Origin of the sequence: Actinomadura pelletieri DSM 43383 (assembly GCF_003634705.1) — a bacterium.
Classification (GTDB): Bacteria; Actinomycetota; Actinomycetes; order Streptosporangiales; family Streptosporangiaceae; genus Spirillospora; species Spirillospora pelletieri.
Genome location: NZ_RBWU01000002.1, coordinates 975,473 through 991,684 on the forward strand (window position 1 = coordinate 975,473; position 16,212 = coordinate 991,684).

14 protein-coding genes and 1 tRNA gene are annotated in these 16,212 nt (G+C 69.0%); 12 read left to right on the plus strand and 3 right to left on the minus strand.

Features of this window, described 5'->3' with window-relative positions:
* The first annotated feature begins 58 nt into the window (after nucleotides 1–58).
* Entirely contained in the window at nucleotides 59–1,024 is a 966-nt protein-coding gene (locus BZB76_RS11270; protein WP_211342941.1) for an alpha/beta fold hydrolase, read from the plus strand.
* An 82-nt stretch (nucleotides 1,025–1,106) separates the two neighbouring features.
* Here BZB76_RS11270 and BZB76_RS11275 read toward each other — a convergent pair whose 3' ends face one another.
* On the minus strand, nucleotides 1,107–2,018 hold the full coding sequence (locus BZB76_RS11275; RefSeq protein WP_121434206.1) for an LLM class flavin-dependent oxidoreductase: 912 nt from the start codon (nucleotides 2,016–2,018) through the stop codon (nucleotides 1,107–1,109).
* Between the two features lie 9 nt (nucleotides 2,019–2,027).
* Nucleotides 2,028–2,663 carry a nucleotidyl cyclase domain-containing protein gene (locus BZB76_RS11280; protein WP_121434207.1) on the minus strand — a complete coding sequence of 212 codons (636 nt, stop codon included), beginning with the start codon at nucleotides 2,661–2,663 and terminating at the stop codon, nucleotides 2,028–2,030.
* Nucleotides 2,664–2,974: 311 nt separating this feature from the next.
* Here BZB76_RS11280 and BZB76_RS11285 point away from each other — a divergent pair, with 311 nt between their 5' ends.
* Entirely contained in the window at nucleotides 2,975–4,099 is a 1,125-nt protein-coding gene (locus BZB76_RS11285; protein ID WP_147449406.1) for a DUF5753 domain-containing protein, read from the plus strand.
* A 122-nt stretch (nucleotides 4,100–4,221) separates the two neighbouring features.
* Entirely contained in the window at nucleotides 4,222–5,064 is an 843-nt protein-coding gene (locus BZB76_RS11290) for an SAM-dependent methyltransferase (protein ID WP_121434645.1), read from the plus strand.
* A 65-nt stretch (nucleotides 5,065–5,129) separates the two neighbouring features.
* Here BZB76_RS11290 and BZB76_RS11295 read toward each other — a convergent pair whose 3' ends face one another.
* Nucleotides 5,130–6,773, minus strand: coding sequence for a carboxylesterase/lipase family protein (locus BZB76_RS11295; protein ID WP_121434209.1), 1,644 nt, complete (start codon nucleotides 6,771–6,773; stop codon nucleotides 5,130–5,132).
* A gap of 537 nt (nucleotides 6,774–7,310) precedes the next feature.
* Between BZB76_RS11295 and BZB76_RS11300 the strand changes: the two genes are divergently transcribed.
* From BZB76_RS11300 to BZB76_RS11340, 9 genes are all read left to right on the plus strand, one after another.
* Complete coding sequence (locus tag BZB76_RS11300) at nucleotides 7,311–9,143, plus strand: CocE/NonD family hydrolase (RefSeq protein WP_211342942.1); 1,833 nt, start codon at nucleotides 7,311–7,313, stop codon at nucleotides 9,141–9,143.
* Nucleotides 9,144–9,506: 363 nt separating this feature from the next.
* Nucleotides 9,507–9,788, plus strand: coding sequence for an FmdB family zinc ribbon protein (locus tag BZB76_RS11305; protein WP_121434210.1), 282 nt, complete (start codon nucleotides 9,507–9,509; stop codon nucleotides 9,786–9,788).
* A gap of 9 nt (nucleotides 9,789–9,797) precedes the next feature.
* On the plus strand, nucleotides 9,798–10,427 hold the full coding sequence (locus BZB76_RS11310) for an AmiS/UreI family transporter (protein ID WP_121434211.1): 630 nt from the start codon (nucleotides 9,798–9,800) through the stop codon (nucleotides 10,425–10,427).
* 105 nt (nucleotides 10,428–10,532) lie between these two features.
* A complete protein-coding gene (gene fmdA / locus BZB76_RS11315; protein WP_121434212.1) occupies nucleotides 10,533–11,780 on the plus strand; it encodes a formamidase in 1,248 nt (415 codons plus the stop codon).
* A gap of 222 nt (nucleotides 11,781–12,002) precedes the next feature.
* The gene (gene selD / locus BZB76_RS11320) at nucleotides 12,003–12,998 is read left to right on the plus strand and encodes a selenide, water dikinase SelD (RefSeq protein ID WP_121434213.1); all 996 of its coding nucleotides are present in this window, start codon (nucleotides 12,003–12,005) and stop codon (nucleotides 12,996–12,998) included.
* Nucleotides 12,999–13,129: 131 nt separating this feature from the next.
* Nucleotides 13,130–14,134 carry a permease gene (locus BZB76_RS11325; RefSeq protein ID WP_211342943.1) on the plus strand — a complete coding sequence of 335 codons (1,005 nt, stop codon included), beginning with the start codon at nucleotides 13,130–13,132 and terminating at the stop codon, nucleotides 14,132–14,134.
* A gap of 103 nt (nucleotides 14,135–14,237) precedes the next feature.
* A tRNA-Sec gene (locus BZB76_RS11330) sits at nucleotides 14,238–14,330 on the plus strand.
* Nucleotides 14,331–14,393: 63 nt separating this feature from the next.
* Entirely contained in the window at nucleotides 14,394–15,365 is a 972-nt protein-coding gene (locus BZB76_RS11335) for a carbohydrate ABC transporter permease (protein ID WP_121434215.1), read from the plus strand.
* 1 nt (nucleotide 15,366) lies between these two features.
* The gene (locus BZB76_RS11340) at nucleotides 15,367–16,212 is read left to right on the plus strand and encodes a carbohydrate ABC transporter permease (RefSeq protein ID WP_121434216.1); all 846 of its coding nucleotides are present in this window, start codon (nucleotides 15,367–15,369) and stop codon (nucleotides 16,210–16,212) included.

Sequence of the window (16,212 nt, forward strand, 5' to 3'; positions counted from 1 at the left end):
ACCCGCCACCAAGGACTCGGGGGAAAGTCAGCCGACATCAGGATCTGGGAGGTCTTGAGTGAGGACGAACGACACGGACACGCGGACGGCGTCCGGCCCTAGAATCGGGCGAAGAGGACTTCTAGGAGGTGCCACCCTGCTCGCGGCCAGCGGTGCGACATTCGTCGCCGGTGGCGGGACGGCCCTCGCCGGCGACCCGCGCACCGACTCGCCGCTGCCCATCATTCCGATCCCGAAGCAGGTCCCGGCCAAGGAGGGCTACGTGCCGGTGCCCGGCGGGCGCCTGTGGTACTGGGACACCGGGGGCCGCGGCACCCCGATTATCCTGATGCACCCCGGAAGCGGCAGCGGCGAGATTTGGCCGTACCAGCAGCCCTACTTCGCCAAGGCGGGCTACCGCGTCATCGGCTGGTCGATGCGCAGCAAGTACAAGTCGAGCGCGGCGGACCCGGACAACCCGGGAACCGGCGCGGAGGACCTGCACTCGCTGGTCAAGTTCCTTCGCATCGACAAGTTCCACCTCGTCGGCGTCGCGTACGGCGGCGGAGTCGCGCTCGACTACGCGCTGCTGCACGAGGAGAAGCTGCTCAGCCTTTCGATCAGCGGCAGCCTGACGAGCGTGACGAACCAGGACTACGTCGACATGCTCCGGCGGCTCCGGCCCCAGGGCTTCGGCGACATGCCGGCCAGCTTCATCGAGCTGGGGCCCACCTACCGGGCGATCAACCCGGCGGGCATGGCGGCCTGGGACGCGATCCATGACCGGGCCTCGCACAGCGACGTCGGGCAGCCGTACGCCACCAAGCCCACCTGGGCGGACGTGGAGCGGCTGAGGGTGCCCACCCTACTGCTGTGGGGCGACGGCGACCTCTACAGCCCGCCGTCGGTGCAGCGCATCATGGCGAGCCATTTCCGTAATGTCACCACGGTCGTCGCGAACGAGTGCGGTCACGCGCCGCACTGGGAGCGTTCGGACGTCTACAACCCCACCCTGCGCAAGTTCCTGCGCAGGCACTCGCGGTAACGACCGCCTGAGAAACCGGGGAGCCCGATCCCGTTCGAGGGCTCCCCGGCCCCGCCAATACGAGCGGGTCGAACAGCCCGTGTCAGGTCAGGTGGGGCATGACCTCGGCGGCGAGCCGCTCCATCTGCTCCGCGTCGTCGAACAGCGGAGTGAACAGGACCATCTCGGCGCCCGCGTCGACCACCTCGCGAACCCCCGCCACGCACGCGTCCGCGGATCCGCAGACGGCGACCGGGGTGAGATCGCTCCGTCCGTAGAACCGCTCCAGGGTGTCGGCCCCCCTCTTCCAGGCGCGGGCCTCGTCGTCGTCCACCCCGATGTAGACGCGTTTGGCGATCGAGAAGTCGGCGGCGTCCCGTCCCTGTTCCGCGAGCGCCTCCCGGACGACGCCCACCTGCTCGGCGAACTGCGCGGTCGTCGCCGACCCCGCGCCGAAGAACCCGTCGCCGAGCCGCACCGCGCGCCGCAGCGCGTTCGGGTGGCGGGCGCCGAACCAGACCGGCGGATGCGGCTTCTGGAACGGCTTGGGTTCCATCGCCGCGTCGTCGAGCCGCCAGAACCGTCCGTCGAAGGTGATGCGGGGACGCGTCCAGCACGCCTTCATCAGGTCGAGTCCCTCGGTGAGCCGGGCGACGAGTTCGTCCGGTTCGGCGCCGAACGCCGACAGCGACCGGTCACGGGCGCCGATACCGATGCCGACGTCGACGCGGCCCCGGCTGAGCTGGTCCAGCGTGCTCAGGCTCTTGGCCAGGTGGACGGGGTTGTGTCGCGGGGTGACGAACACCGCGCAGCCCAGCCGGAGCCGTTCGGTGCAGGCGGCGGCGTAGGTCAGGGTCTCCAGCGGGCTCGACCGCGCGGCCGTCCCGAGAACCTGCTCCTGCGTCCAGGCGCCGTCGAAGCCGAGCTCCTCGGCCCGCCGGAGGAAGGCGCGGAAGGCCGCCGGGTCGAACTCGCCGTCGTCCAGGTCCTGGGGGATGGAGATCGCGAACCGCATACCCCCAACTTATCGATCTTCCAGCCCGCTGACCAGGCCGGATGACAGCCAGAGCCAGGCCCGGACGTCCCTGACCTCCTTGCGGCTCACCCAGAGCCTCCGGTATGCGGAGGGCGGGACGGGACCGCCGCCGCGCAGCACCGCGTCGGAGTGCAGCGAGTCGGACGTGATCAGGCCGAGGTCGGCGTCCGACGCCCGCAGGACCTCCCGGAACGCGTCCGCGTCCAGCAGGCGGTAGAGGAAGATGGCGGCCGAGCCGAAGACGCCGTAGGCGTCCCGTTCCACGTCGCCGTGGTGGACGGCCACCCGCAGCCGCAACCTGTCGCCGTCGCCGGCCGGCCCGTTGTGCCGCCGCAGCGCGACCGTCAGGTTGTGCCCCAGCCGGCCGAGGAACGCGACGGGATCGACACCGGGCGGCGCGACGACCAGGACCCCGTCACCGCGGTCCCCATGGTCGCAGGTCGCCCAGGACACCCCGGCCAGGTCGAACGCCGCGCGGAGCATGCCGTACAGCTCGCGGCGCTCCCGCCGCTGGGACGCGGTGTCGGGGCAGCGCCGGCCGAAGTCGACGATGTCGACGGCGACCAGCGTCCTGTACGGCGACCACGACGGCTCGAGAGGCCGGGGCGGCGACAGGTCGAGCATGTGGGATTCTCCTCCCTCGGTTCTTCTGCACCGGAATGGCGCGCGGATACCACTGTGGCGGTGTTCCCCACACCTGCATACCGATTGGGATGAGTTGGGACGCCTTCCCCAGCGAAGATCGCTGGTGATAGGGAAACCCGGCTACATAATGGCGGTTGTCATATTTGTCCGGCTTGTCCCTACGGCATTTGTTGGGGCTTGGGCCTATGTGGAAGCATGTGAAATGTGTACGGTTCGCCGGTGTTGCGGCGGATGAGTGGCGGAGCGTGCCGTCCGTTGAAGATCATTAATTCGGCCGGGGTGAACGGATCATGAAAACATCTGGTAATGACCGAGCGGTCATTCTCCGTCGCTTCATCGACCGGCTCAACGACACTTGGATCAAGGCGGGCCCGCCCAGCCTTCAGGAGGTGGAGGCGCTGTCCCGGAAGTTCGCCACTCCGGTGGGGGGTCTGGCGGTACGGAGACTGGCGACCTCCACGCTCCAGGGCATCCTGAACCACCAGAGGAAGAGGTTGCCCCAATGGTCGTGGGTGGCCTCCTATGTGATCGTCCTTCGCGCGATCGCGGCCCGCAACGGAAGGGACCCCGACACCCTCGGCACCCTGGACGAGTGGAAGGCCACGTACGACGAGGCGTTGCGGCGGTTCGACGGAGCGCCCCCGAACGCGGCCGATGCCGAGGTGGAGGAGGAGGCCGCGGCGGCCGGTGCGGCCCGGCGCGCGAGGGCGCGCCTCGCGAGGCTTCCGGTCGCGGCCGGTGCCCGGGCCCCGCGCGGTGGCCCCGGCCCGGACGAAGCCCTCGACGCGTTGACGCGGCGTTTCGGGACGGCCGGCTGGTGGCGCCGTGACTACCGGGACGTCGTCGCCCCCTGGGTGGCGCCCTACCTGGAACTGGAGCAGGCGGCACGGGTGATCTGGTGCTACGAGCCCCAGTTCGTCCCCGGACTGCTCCAGACGCCCGCCTACGCCAGGGCGGTCATCGCGTACGAGTACGGAACATCCCCCGAGGCGCAGATGAGGCGCCGGGTCGGGCTCCGGACGCGGCGGCAGCAGCGGCTGTCGGGGCCGAACCCGCCGCGGCTGTGCGCGATCCTGGACGAGACGGTGCTGCACCGCGACCACGGGGGCGCCGAGACCATGCGCGCCCAACTGGACCATCTGCTGGAGGTCTCCCGCCATCCCAACGTCAGCATCCAGGTGATGCCGCTGGCCAGTGGCGGATACGCGGCGGCGGGCGGCCCGATCACCGCGCTGCGGTTCGCCGCGGCGGAACTTCCCGATGTGATCTATCTGGAACATCTCGGCAGCGCCGACTACCTCATCGACCCCGAGGACCGATTCTGTTTCGGTCAGGTTCTGGACCGGCTCAAAATCGAGGCCGCAACTCCCGAGCAGAGCCGTGACATGCTGCGCCGTCTTCGCACGGAGCACTGACCGCGCAGCGGGTTGTCCGGTGGTCGATGGACTGATTTCCTGTCCGCAGAAACTTTTTCCGTGAAGCGCGCCCTGCGCTTCACCGAGTGGAAGGCAGCGGGGCCGCACCGATGGAGGTCGTGATGGGTTCCGGCGATGCCTCGTACTCCTGGCGGGATGCCGAGAAAGATCTCATGGCGGGGATCGACACGTCCGTGCCGCACTCCGCCCGCATCTGGAACTACTGGATGGGCGGCAAGGACAACTACCCCATCGACCAGGAGGCCGGGGAGCAGTTCGCCGCGATCTATCCGGGCATCCGGGACATGGCACGGGTCTCGCGTTACTTCATCTCCCGTATCGTCCGCTATCTGGCGGGAGAAGAGGGAATTCGCCAGTTTCTCGATATCGGCACGGGACTGCCGAGCCATGACAACACCCATGAGGTCGCCCAGCGCGAGGCGCCCGACAGCCGCATCGTCTACGTCGACAACGACCCCCTGGTCCTCGCCCATGCGCGCGCCCTGCTGACCAGCAACGACGTGGCGGGCACCGACTATGTCGACGCCGATCTGAACGAACCGCGGGCCATTCTCGACATCGCGCGGACGAAGCTCGACTTCGACCGTCCGATCGCGCTGATGCTGATGGGCGTCCTCGGGCACCTGCCCATCACCGAGGACGACGAGCAGGCCCGCTCGGTCGTCGACCGGCTCAAGGCCGCGCTTCCCGTGGGGAGTCTCGTCGCCGTCTACGACGGTACGAACACCGACTACGCCTATGTCGAGGCCACCCGCCTGTACAACGAGGGCGGGTCCGTCCCCTACCACCTGCGCAGCCCGGTTCAGATCACCCGTTTCCTGGACGGTCTGGAACCGGTGGAGCCCGGCGTCGTGCGGCTCGACCGGTGGCGTCCGGACCCCGCCCCCCTTGGCCTGTCCGTGGCCGTGGACGCATGGGGCGGCGTGGCGAAGAAGACCGCCTGAACGCCCCTGCGGCGGCCCGTCGGGGCGCCCGGCGGTGGGGTCGGGCGCCCCGAGCGGGATGCGCGTCAGTCGTTGTACGGGGTGAGGCGGTCCCAGAAGCCGCAGTGGTGCTGGCGGCCGATCTCCCTGGTCAGCTGGCTGTCACCGGCCGGGGCCAGGGACATCACGTCCGGGTTGTGGCGGGTGAACCGGGGCCACAGCGGCGCGCCCTCGACGGTCGGGTCTCCGGTACGGGCGAAGCCGGTCCACTGGGCGGTGATCTGCGCGCCGAACGCCTGCTGGTTCGGGGTCAGTTGCTGCCCTGGGCGCGGCGAAAGGAACTGGTTCAGCAGGACGTGGTAGGCCCCGTTCGGTTTGGTCTGGTCGAGCCAGGTCGCCGGCGGGGCGTCGGCGTTGTCGGACTGGTAGGCGTACACCGGGATGTGGCGCGACATTCGCCTGTGGTTGAGCAGGGACGGGCAGACGGAGTTGGAGTCGGCCACGATCGTCCGGTAGGCGATGAACGCCGAGGGCGTCGGGAAGCGCTCCAGCGGGTAGCGGGCGAACACCTGGTCCGCGTACCGCCCGTACTGCTGCCGCACCAGCCTCCGGTAGTCGTCGGGGGTGTCGGCGGAGGCGAGCTGGGTCTCGTCGCGGTCAACGCCGTGCATGAGCGTGACGTCATTGACGCGGCCGGTGGCGAACGCCTTCGCCGGGGACATCGTCAGGGTCTTTCCGTCGACGATCGGCGCGATCGTGCCCTGGTCGGGGCCCATCCCGTCACCGGACTTGTCCAGCAGCGTCTTCACCGGCACCTTGCGCAGGCAGGCGGCGGTGTCGGCGGCGTCGCCGCAGCCGACCGCCGCGGCGAAGCGGTCACCGGTGCGGTGCGCCTCCTTCGCGGTGGGCAGTTCGGACTTGCAGTCCTGCGGCTGCCAGGACGTGTTCGTGCCCAGCAGCGAGTTGTACTCGCCGCTCTGCACGATTCCCTTGTGGAAAAGTCCCTTGGCGGTGGGGGAGACGGCGTTGGCGCAGACGCTCGACCCGCCGGCGGAAGCGCCGAAAATGGTCACGTTTCGCGGGTCGCCGCCGAATCGGGCGATATTCCGCTGCACCCAGCGCAGTGCCGCCTGCTGGTCCTGGAACGCGTAGTTCCCCGAGTTCCGGCCGAGGTCCCGGTGCGCCATGAATCCGAAGATGCCGAGGCGGTAATGAACCTCCACCGAGATGACGTTCCCGGACCGGACGAGGTGGCTGCCGTCGGCGGGGGTGCCGAACCGGAACCCACCGCCGTGGATCTGCACCATGACCGGCAGCCGCTTCGAGCCGGCGTTCTCCGGCGCCCGGACGTTCAGGTTGAGACAGTCCTCGATGGTCGATCCGGAGCCGAGACCGTCCGCCTGCGGGCAGTTGGCGCCCCGCTCGGTGGCCGGGAACGTCGAGGTCCAGGGGCGTGCGGGCGCGGGCGGCGCCCAGCGCAGGTCACCGACCGGCGGGGCGGCGTACCGGATCCCGAGCCAGGACGTGACGCCGCCGGTGACCGTTCCGCAGACGGCGCCCTTGTCCGTCCGGACCGTGGTGCCCGGCGCGCACTCGGGCGCCCCGGACTCCGGCGCGGCGAGCGGCGCCGAGCGCGGCGATACACGCGCCGCGGACGCCGGGGAGGTGAACGTCAACGCCGCCACGGCCGCCACGACCAAGGCGGGCCATCGCAGTTTCTTCGGCTCCATACCGACCTTCTCTCTCGCGGGAAAGGGAAAAACTCGCGGGGAAGTGGAGACGCCGTCGGGAGCACGGAAAGGCGCCGGGATCGTTGGCTTGCGGACGGCGACTACGGTGGCGCCGTTGATTTTCCGGATGGTGCGCACACCCATCGTGATCACGGATGAACCGAAGATTAAAATGGTCGTGTGGGGCCGCACAGAGTTCCCCGGCGCCGCGATCGGCCAGCGGCCTTGATCGCGCGGCGACCGGCGTGTGGGGTCGATGAGCGGTCGGATCTCTGCGACCGGCGGTCGGTGTTCCTCGCAGGTTCCCCACCCGCCCCACCAGGCACAGCAGAGTGCGACATTCGGCGCAAAGTCTCCTGTTCATCGTGTGTTTCGAACCATTCGCCGCAGGGCCCGGGGTTGCTCGACGCGTCGTGTCGGCGGTTCACCGCAGTGACCGGCCGGGCCCCCTGACCACCCGGCGTGATCATGTGATGCTCCGCCCGACGACGTCCGATGCTCGATCGAAGGGGAGCGGCGATGAGAACGAGACGGCGCATGACGAGACGGCGGGTGTCCCTCGGGGCCGCCGCGGTGGTACTGGCCGGCGCGGCGGCCGTCCCCGGGGCGAGCGCCGCGAACAGCGCCGGGACGAACGGCGACCGCTGCGAGTTCACCGTCCGGAAGGACGTCCCCACCACGATGCGGGACGGGACCGTCCTGCGGTCCAACGTGTTCACCCCGAAGGGGGACGACGACTTCCCCGTCATCCTGATGCGGCTGCCGTACAACAAGGAGCGGGCGGAGAACATCTTCTACGCCGACCCCGACTTCTACGCCAAGGCGTGTTACCTGGTCGTGGTGCAGGACGTCCGCGGCCAGTACAAGTCGGACGGAACCTTCTACGCCTACCGCGACGAGGCCACCGACGGGTACGACACCATCGAGTGGGCCGCGCGGTTGCCGCACTCGAACGGCAAGGTCGGCATGTACGGCTTCTCCTATCCCGGGCTGACGCAGTGGCTCCCGGCCACGCTCCGGCCGCCGCATCTCGTCACCATCGTGCCGGCGTTCACCTCGTCCGACATCTACGACGGCTGGACGTACGAGGGCGGGGCCCTGTACCAGTCGTTCACCCAGTCGTGGCCGCTGACCTCCCTCGCCAACAGCGCGGTCGACCGGCTGCCCGACGGCGAGAAGCTGAGCGCGGAGATGAACCAGGCGTCACGGGACCTGTTCCGCGAGTGGTACCGGTACCTGCCGCTGAGGAAGTTCCCGCCGCTGTACCCGAAGGACGAGCGCGTAGCGCCGTACTTCTACGACTGGATCAAGCACCCCAGCTACGACTCCTACTGGAAGCGCTGGGCGATCCGTGACCGGTACCCGCAGGTCCAGGTGCCGTCGCTGAACTACGGCGGCTGGTACGACATCTTCCTCGACGGCACGGTCGAGAACTTCGCCGGAATGCGCGCCAAGGGCGGCACGAAGACGGCCCGGCAGGGCACGAAGATGCTGATCGGACCGTGGACGCACGGCGGCTCCGGCCGCAGGACGGGCGCGGTCGACTTCGGTCCCGACGCCGTCGTGTCGATCGAGGAGGTCCAGCTCCGCTGGTTCGACCACTGGCTCAAGGGCGCCCGCAACGGGGTCGACAAGGATCCCGCCGTCAAGATCTTCGTGATGGGCGCGAACCGGTGGCGCACGTCCGACAGCTGGCCGATCCCCGGCACCGCGTACACGAAGTACTACCTACACAGCAACGGCGACGCGAACACCATCACCGGCGGCGGCACGCTCAGCACCAGCCCGCCCGCGGGGCGGGAGGAACCCGACCGCTACCGGTACGACCCGGACGACCCGGTGCCGAGTTTCGGCGGACGGTTCCAGGCCTCGGTGCCCGGCGGCCCCCACGACCAGCGGATCATCGAACAGCGGCCGGACGTCCTGGTCTACAACACCCCGGCGTTGCAGCAGGACACCGAGGTCACGGGGCCGATCTCGGTGACGCTGTACGCGTCGTCCTCGGCCCGCGACACCGACTGGACGGCGAAGCTCACCGACGTCCACCCGGACGGAAGTTCGATGCTGGTCCGCCACGGGATCCAGCGGGCCCGGTACCGCGTCTCGCTGGAGAAGCCGTCGCTGATCCGTCCCGGCAAGGTCTACAAGTACACGATCAAGCTGTGGCCGACCAGCAACGTGTTCAAGGCGGGCCACCGCATCCGGCTGGAGATCTCCAGCAGCAACTTCCCGATGTTCGACCGCAACCCGAACACCGGTCACGAGTTCGGCACCGACCACCGGACCAGGACCGCCGACCAGACGATCCACCACGACCCCGAGTACCCGTCGTCGATCACACTGCCGATCATGCCGCGTCCGATCGACTGAACGTCAAGCCGGCATCGGGCTGAAATCTTTACGCAGACAGTACTTAGCGAGTCGAACGACCTCCATGGCCGGTGCTCCGGCGGGCGCGTCACTCCAGCTGACGCCTGCCGGAGCACCGGCCGTGGCCACATCCGGACCGAGTTTCGCACTCGGTCCCCGGTCGCCGTCGACCTGCGGTCGGACGTCGGGGAACGCCGCCAGCCCCGGTGCCGTGGGCGGTTCGACCCCCCACCTCCGAATCCTCGGCAGGCGGAGGTTTAGCGCACACGGATCGGGAAGGTCCAGCAACACGTCATTGACGGATGCTTCCGGAAGAAATACTTTTCTCAGAAAGTAAGAGACCAGGTGGCCGGGAGGCCCGTCATGGTGACTTATCAGTACCGCTGCGCCCAGTGCGGACCGTTCGACCTCACGCTGCCGATGGGCGAGGCACGACCCGAACAGCGCTGCGCGCAGTGCGAAGGCACGGCCCGCCGTGTGTTCACCGCGCCGGCTCTCACCCGTCCCGGCGCCCCGCTGACCCGGGCGCTCGACGCCCAGCAGGCGAGCCGGCACGAGCCACAGGTGGTGACCGCGCCCCCTCCGGCGCGACGCAGTCCGGCGCCGCCGTCCGATCCGCGCCACGCGCTGTTGCCACGGCCTTAGGGGGATCTCATGGGAAGCGTGGGCCTGCTCTACGTCGGCGCGGTTCTCTTCGTCAACGCGATGATGCTGCTCGGACGCGTCGATGCGCGTGCGGCCGCACCCATCAACCTGTTCGTGGGCGCGATGCAGGTCATCCTGCCCACACTGCTGCTGGTCGCCGCGGGAACCGACGTGAAGTTGATCAGCGCGGCGGCGGGCATCTACCTCTTCGGCTTCACCTATCTGTACGTCGGCATCGGCCTGCTGGCCGGTCTCGACAACACCGGCGTCGGCTGGTTCTCGCTGTTCGTGTCCTTCTCCGCAATCATCTTCGCGCTCATCAACTTCTTCGACGTGGACGATCCTCCGTTCGGGGTCATCTGGCTCTCCTGGTCGTACCTGTGGTTCCTGTACTTCCTCCTCTTCGGACTCGGTCGTGAGGAACTGACCTCGTACACGGGATGGATGACCCTCGTCAACGCGCTGGGCACGGTCACGATGCCGGCGTTCCTGCTGCTCACCGACAACTACACGACGGACACCTGGTTCGCCGTGACCCTGGCGGTCTGCGTCGTGGTCCTCGCCGTCGCGCTGTGGCCCCTGTCGCGTCCCGGACGCGGCGGGACCCCCGCGCCCGGCCAACCTGCCACCGGTCCCTGACCGCCCGCCGCGCCGGGCGTCGCGCTCCGGCGCCCGCGCGGCCCGCGCAAATCCCGAGAACCCGCAATTCCGACAAGTCCAAGGCACCAATCTCTGGGAGGACTCATGCCCGAAGTCGTGTTCAGTGTCGACCAGGCCCGTTCGATGAAGGATCAGGACGTGCCCGGCCACAACCGGTGGCACCCGGACATCCCGGCGGCGGCGACCGTGCGTCCGGGATCGGAGTTCCGCGTCGAGTGCCGCGAGTGGACCGACGGCCAGATCGGCAACAACGACTCGGCCAACGACGTGCGCGACGTGAACCTCGCGCCCTGCCACATGCTGAGCGGACCCATCGCCGTCGAGGGCGCCGAGCCCGGCGACCTCCTCGTCGTCGACATCCTCGACATCGGCCCAGTCCCGCAGGAGACCGGGTCGGTGCCCGGGCAGGGATGGGGTTACACCGGCATCTTCGCCAAGCAGAACGGTGGCGGCTTCCTCACCGACTACTACCCGGACGCCTACAAGGCCATCTGGGACTTCCACGGTCAGCAGGCGACCTCGCGCCACATCCCCGGCGTGCGGTTCACCGGCATCACCCACCCCGGGCTGTTCGGCACGGCCCCGTCCCCTGACCTGCTGGGTCGGTGGAACAGCCGGGAACAGGCACTGATCGACACCGACCCGACCCGGGTGCCGCCGCTCGCGCTGCCACCCCTGCCGGACGGGACACTCGCCGGGACGCTCACGGGGGACGCCCTGGCGAAGGTCGGCGCGGAGGGGGCCCGTACCGTCCCGCCGCGCGAGAACGGCGGTAACCACGACATCAAGAACTTCACGCGCGGCGCCCGCGTGTTCTACCCGGTGCATGTCACGGGCGGCCTGCTGTCCGGCGGTGACCTGCACTTCAGCCAGGGCGACGGAGAGATCACCTTCTGCGGCGCCATCGAGATGGGCGGGTTCATCGACTTCCACGTCGACATCATCAAGGGCGGCATGGAGAAGTACGGCATCACCAACAACCCGGTCTTCATGCCCGGCAACGTGGAGCCGCGCTACTCCGAGTTCGTGTCGTTCATCGGCATCTCGGTCGACCACGACTCCAACACCAACTACTACAACGACGCCACCATCGCCTACCGCAACGCCTGCCTCAACGCCATCGAGTACCTCAAGACGTTCGGCTACAGCGGCGAGCAGGCGTACCTGCTGCTCGGCGCCGCGCCGATCGAGGGACGCGTCAGCGGTGTCGTCGACATCCCGAACGCCTGCTGCTCGCTCTACCTGCCCACCGAGATCTTCGACTTCGACATCCGTCCGACGGCCGAGGGCCCGCGCCGCGCCGACCGCGGTCAGTGCGCCGTCTCGTCCTGACACACACCTGGTGAGGGCGTGTGGCAGGTCCAGACGCCGCGCCGCCCTCCGTCATCGCGGCCCGGTCCCATGGGGGGGACCGGGCCGCTCCCTTGCTCCCGTCATTGCGGCGCGGGGCCGGTTGTGCTCCGCTGGAGACAGGGCGTCACCGTCAGCGACGCCTCGAATGCTGTAGGCTCCGAATTGTATTGAATATTTCCTGCATAAGATGTGGGGTCGGCAATGCGCGACGTACGGCGGCTCACCCAGTACGCGCACGGCGGCGGATGCGCCTGCAAGATTCCGCCCGGCGAACTGGAGGAGGTGGTCGCCGGGCTCGGCGCGGACGGCGCGGGCGATCGGAACGACCTGCTCGTCGGGCTGGACTCCGGCGACGACGCCGCCGTCGTGCGGATCTCCGGTGACACGGCGGTGGTGGCGACCGCCGACTTCTTCACCCCCGTCGTGGACGATCCATACGACTGGGGACGGATCGCCGCCGCCAACGCGCTGTCGGACGTGTACGCGATGGGCGGCCGCCCCCTGGTGGCGGTGAACCTGCTGGCCTGGCCCCGGGAGGTGCTGCCGTTCGACATCGCGCGCGAGGTACTGCGGGGCGGACGGGACGTCGCCGCCCTCGCCGAGTGCCATCTCGGCGGCGGCCACAGCGTGGACGACCCCGAACCCAAGTACGGAATGGCGGTCACCGGGATCGCGGAGGCCGCGCGCCTGCTCCGCAACGACCGGGGGCGGGCGGGAACGCCCCTGTCGCTCACCAAGCCTCTCGGGCTCGGGGTGCTGAACAATCGGCACAAGGCCACCGGTGAAGTGTTCGACCAGGCCGTCGCCGTGATGACCGAACTCAACCGGGCCGCCGCCGAGGCGGCGCTGAAGGTCGGCGCGACCTGCGCGACCGACGTGACGGGATTCGGACTCCTCGGCCACCTGCACAAGCTCGCGCGGGCGTCGGGCGTGTCGGCGGTGGTCGACGCCGCCGCCGTCCCCTATGTCGACGGCGCCCGCGAGGCGGTCCGCGACGGCTTCGTCAGCGGCGGGACCAGGCGCAACCTCGACTGGGTCGCGCCGCACACCGACTTCGGCTCGGCGGACGAGGACACCCGCCTGTTGCTGGCCGACGCGCAGACGTCCGGCGGGCTCCTGGTCGCCGGCGAGGTACCGGGCGCGCCGGTCGTGGGAGAGCTGGTCGAGGCCGGAGAACACAGCCTGCTGGTGCGCTGAGACTTCACCGCTCTTGCGGGTGCGCCGAGCGAACAGTCTCTCTCCCCGGGAGGTACCAGTTGGTCGGTCGGGACGCGGTACGGACTTCGAGTCGGTGGAACCCTTGGACGGCGCTCACGCTCTTCGCGGCGGTGGCGGCGGTGGGCCTCCTGTGGGCGAAATGGTGGCCGTACACCCAGAAAATCGACGGACTGCTGGACACGCCCACATGGTCCGGCGGCTCGATCCTCGACAAGGCGGGCGACCCCGGCGCGGGCCCCTCGCTGTCCGGTGGCCGGGAGTTCACCGAGATCTATGTCGTCGCGGTGTGGAAGGCGCTGGTCGTCGGCCTGGCCGTGGCGGCGGCGGTGGAGGCGCTGGTCACGCGCCGGTGGCTGCTGCGCGTGCTCGGCAGGGGACACGGCCGTTACCGTGACTCGTTCGTCGGCGGGCTGCTCTCCCTGCCGAGCATGATGTGCACGTGCTGCACCGCGCCGGTGGTCACCACCCTGCGGCGGCGCGGCGCGTCCACCCCGGCGGCGCTCGCCTACTGGGTGGGCAACCCGACCCTCAACCCGGCCGTCCTGGTCTTCCTGGCCTTCGTGGCGCCCTGGCAGTGGACGTTCACCCGGCTCGCCGTCGGCGCGCTGCTGGTGTTCGTGGTGACCGCGCTGGTGAGCCGGCTCGCGCCGCGCGACGCGCGGGCCCCGTTGCCCGCCGCCGCGCGGGAGGCGGACGACGACGTCGCGCTCCGCGACGCCCCGCGCCGGTTCGGGCGCGCGCTGCTGCGTATGTCAATCACGCTGGTGCCCGAGTACCTGGTCGTGGTGTTCGCGATCGGCATGTTCCGCGGCTGGCTCTTCCCGCTGGACGGCTCGGCCGCCGACTGGGGCGCGCTCGCCGTGCTCGTCGCCGCGATCGTCGGCACGCTGGTCGTGATCCCCACCGCCGGCGAGATACCGATCGTCCAGGGGCTGACGCTGGTCGGGGTGGGCGCCGGGGTCGCCGGGGCGCTGCTCATCGCGCTGCCCGCGCTGAGCCTGGTGTCGATCGTCATGGTGGGACGGGCGCTGTCCTGGCGCGTCACGATCGCCATGGCGGGCGCGACGGCCGCCTGCGCCGTGCTGGCCGGCGCCCTTCTCTGGACGATCGGCTGAACGAAGTTTCCGAGATCAGACATATTCTATTTTCTATTGACTTTTCTGATTTCGTATATGATCCTGGATCCAGGAAATTCCGCGGGTCGCGACGAAGCACCTGGGAGGCGAATCCGGTCTGGTGACCGGCCCGGTCTTCAAAACCGCGGAGGCCCGGACCACCGGGCCTGGCGGGTTCGATTCCCGTCCGCCTCCGCGATCGGCGACAGAGCCACCGAGAGAGCACCGAACAGCAGACTCCGGACGAAGGGCTCGCGAGATGAGCCACGAGATCGTCACGCCACCCGCCGCGAATCCGGGTTCCGAACTCCCACCGTCCGCGTCCACGCCCTGGTGGCGTCGGCGCCGGGCGGACGGCCCGGCGGGTGGCGCCCGCAAACCGCCCTGGACACTGGCGATGCTGGGCATCGCCCTGCTCATCGGAATGCATTTCGTCGCCCCGCTGGCGGGCGGCGTCTACGCGTTCACCGACTGGGACGGCTTCAACAGCGCCGAGTTCGTCGGGTTGGAGAACTTCCGTGAGATCTGGGGCTCGGACGTCCAGCGCGGCGCGCTGACGCACACGTTCGTGCTGGCGGGCTCGTATCTCGTGCTCGTCAATCTGGTGGGCCTCGCGCTGGCCCTCGGGCTGAACCGGACGCTGAAGTCCCGCAACCTGCTCCGGACGATCTTCTTCGCGCCCGCGGTGCTCAGCCCCCTGGCCGTCTCCTACATCTGGCAGTACATGTTCACCTACGACGGCGCGATCAACCGGATGCTCGGCGGGATCGGGCTCGGCTCGCTCCGCCACGAATGGCTGGGCGATCCGTCGACGGCGATCTGGTGCGTGCTGGTGGTCATGGTCTGGCAGCACGCGGGCCAGGCGATGATCATTTACCTTGCCGGGCTCCAGGGCGTCCCCGACGAACTGGAGGAGGCGGCCGTCATCGACGGGGCGCGGATGTGGATGCGGCTGCGCCGCATCACGCTGCCGCTGCTGGCGCCCGCGTTCACCATCGTCTCCACGCTGATGCTGATCTCCGGGCTACGGGTCTTCGACCAGGTGTTCGCGCTGACGGGAGGCGGGCCCGTGTACTCCACCGAGACCCTGGCGACCCAGGTCTACCAGCAGACGTTCGTCGAGGGCAGGTTCGGTTTCGGCGCGTCCATCGCGATGGTGATGACCGTGCTGATCTCGATCCTCGGCATCGCCAACATGATGTACCAGCGACGCCGGGAAAGGCGGATGTGAGATGGGTGCCTTCCGGTACACCTGGCGGTCCTTCGTCCGCGAAACGGTCATGATCGTGGCGGCGATGCTCTTCGCGCTGCCATTCTATTTCCTGATCATCATCTCTCTCAAAAGCGACCAGGACCTCACACTCGAACCGTTGACCCCACCACTGGCCGATCCGAACTGGGGCAACTATTCCGACGCCTGGTCCAGCGGCGGGACGACCGGCGGCATGGGGCGCGCGTTCCTCAACAGCGTGATCATCACGGTGGGCGGCGTGGTCGGCCTCGTCCTGGTGTCGTCGCTGACGGCCTACGTGATCGCCAGACGGACGTCCAAGGTGAGCAACGGACTCTACGTGCTGTTCGTCATCGGTTTCATCATGCCGCTCACGCTCGGGCTCGTACCGATCTACGTCGTGATGCGCAGCCTGGGGCTGCTGGCGACGTACCACGGGATCATCATCCTGCACACCGCGGGCATCCTCCCGTTCGCGGTGTTCCTGTACGTCGGTTTCATCCGCGCCCTTCCCACGGAATACGAGGAGGCGGCACAGGTGGACGGCGCCGGAATGTTCCGCACGTTCTTCAAGGTCGTCATTCCGCTGCTGCGTCCGATCACCGCGACGGTGGCGATGCTGTCCGGCTTGATCGTGTGGAACGACTTCTTCCTCGCGCTCATCTTCATGAGCGGCAGTTCTATCGGAACATTGCCGATCGCGCTGAACTCGTTCGTCAACGAGAACTACACGCAGTGGAATCTGGTGTTCGCGGGGGCGACCATCGCCATTCTCCCGATGCTGTGCGTCTTCATCGTCGCCCAGCGGCAGTTCGTCCGGGGGCTGGCCGGAGGAATCCGAGGCTGA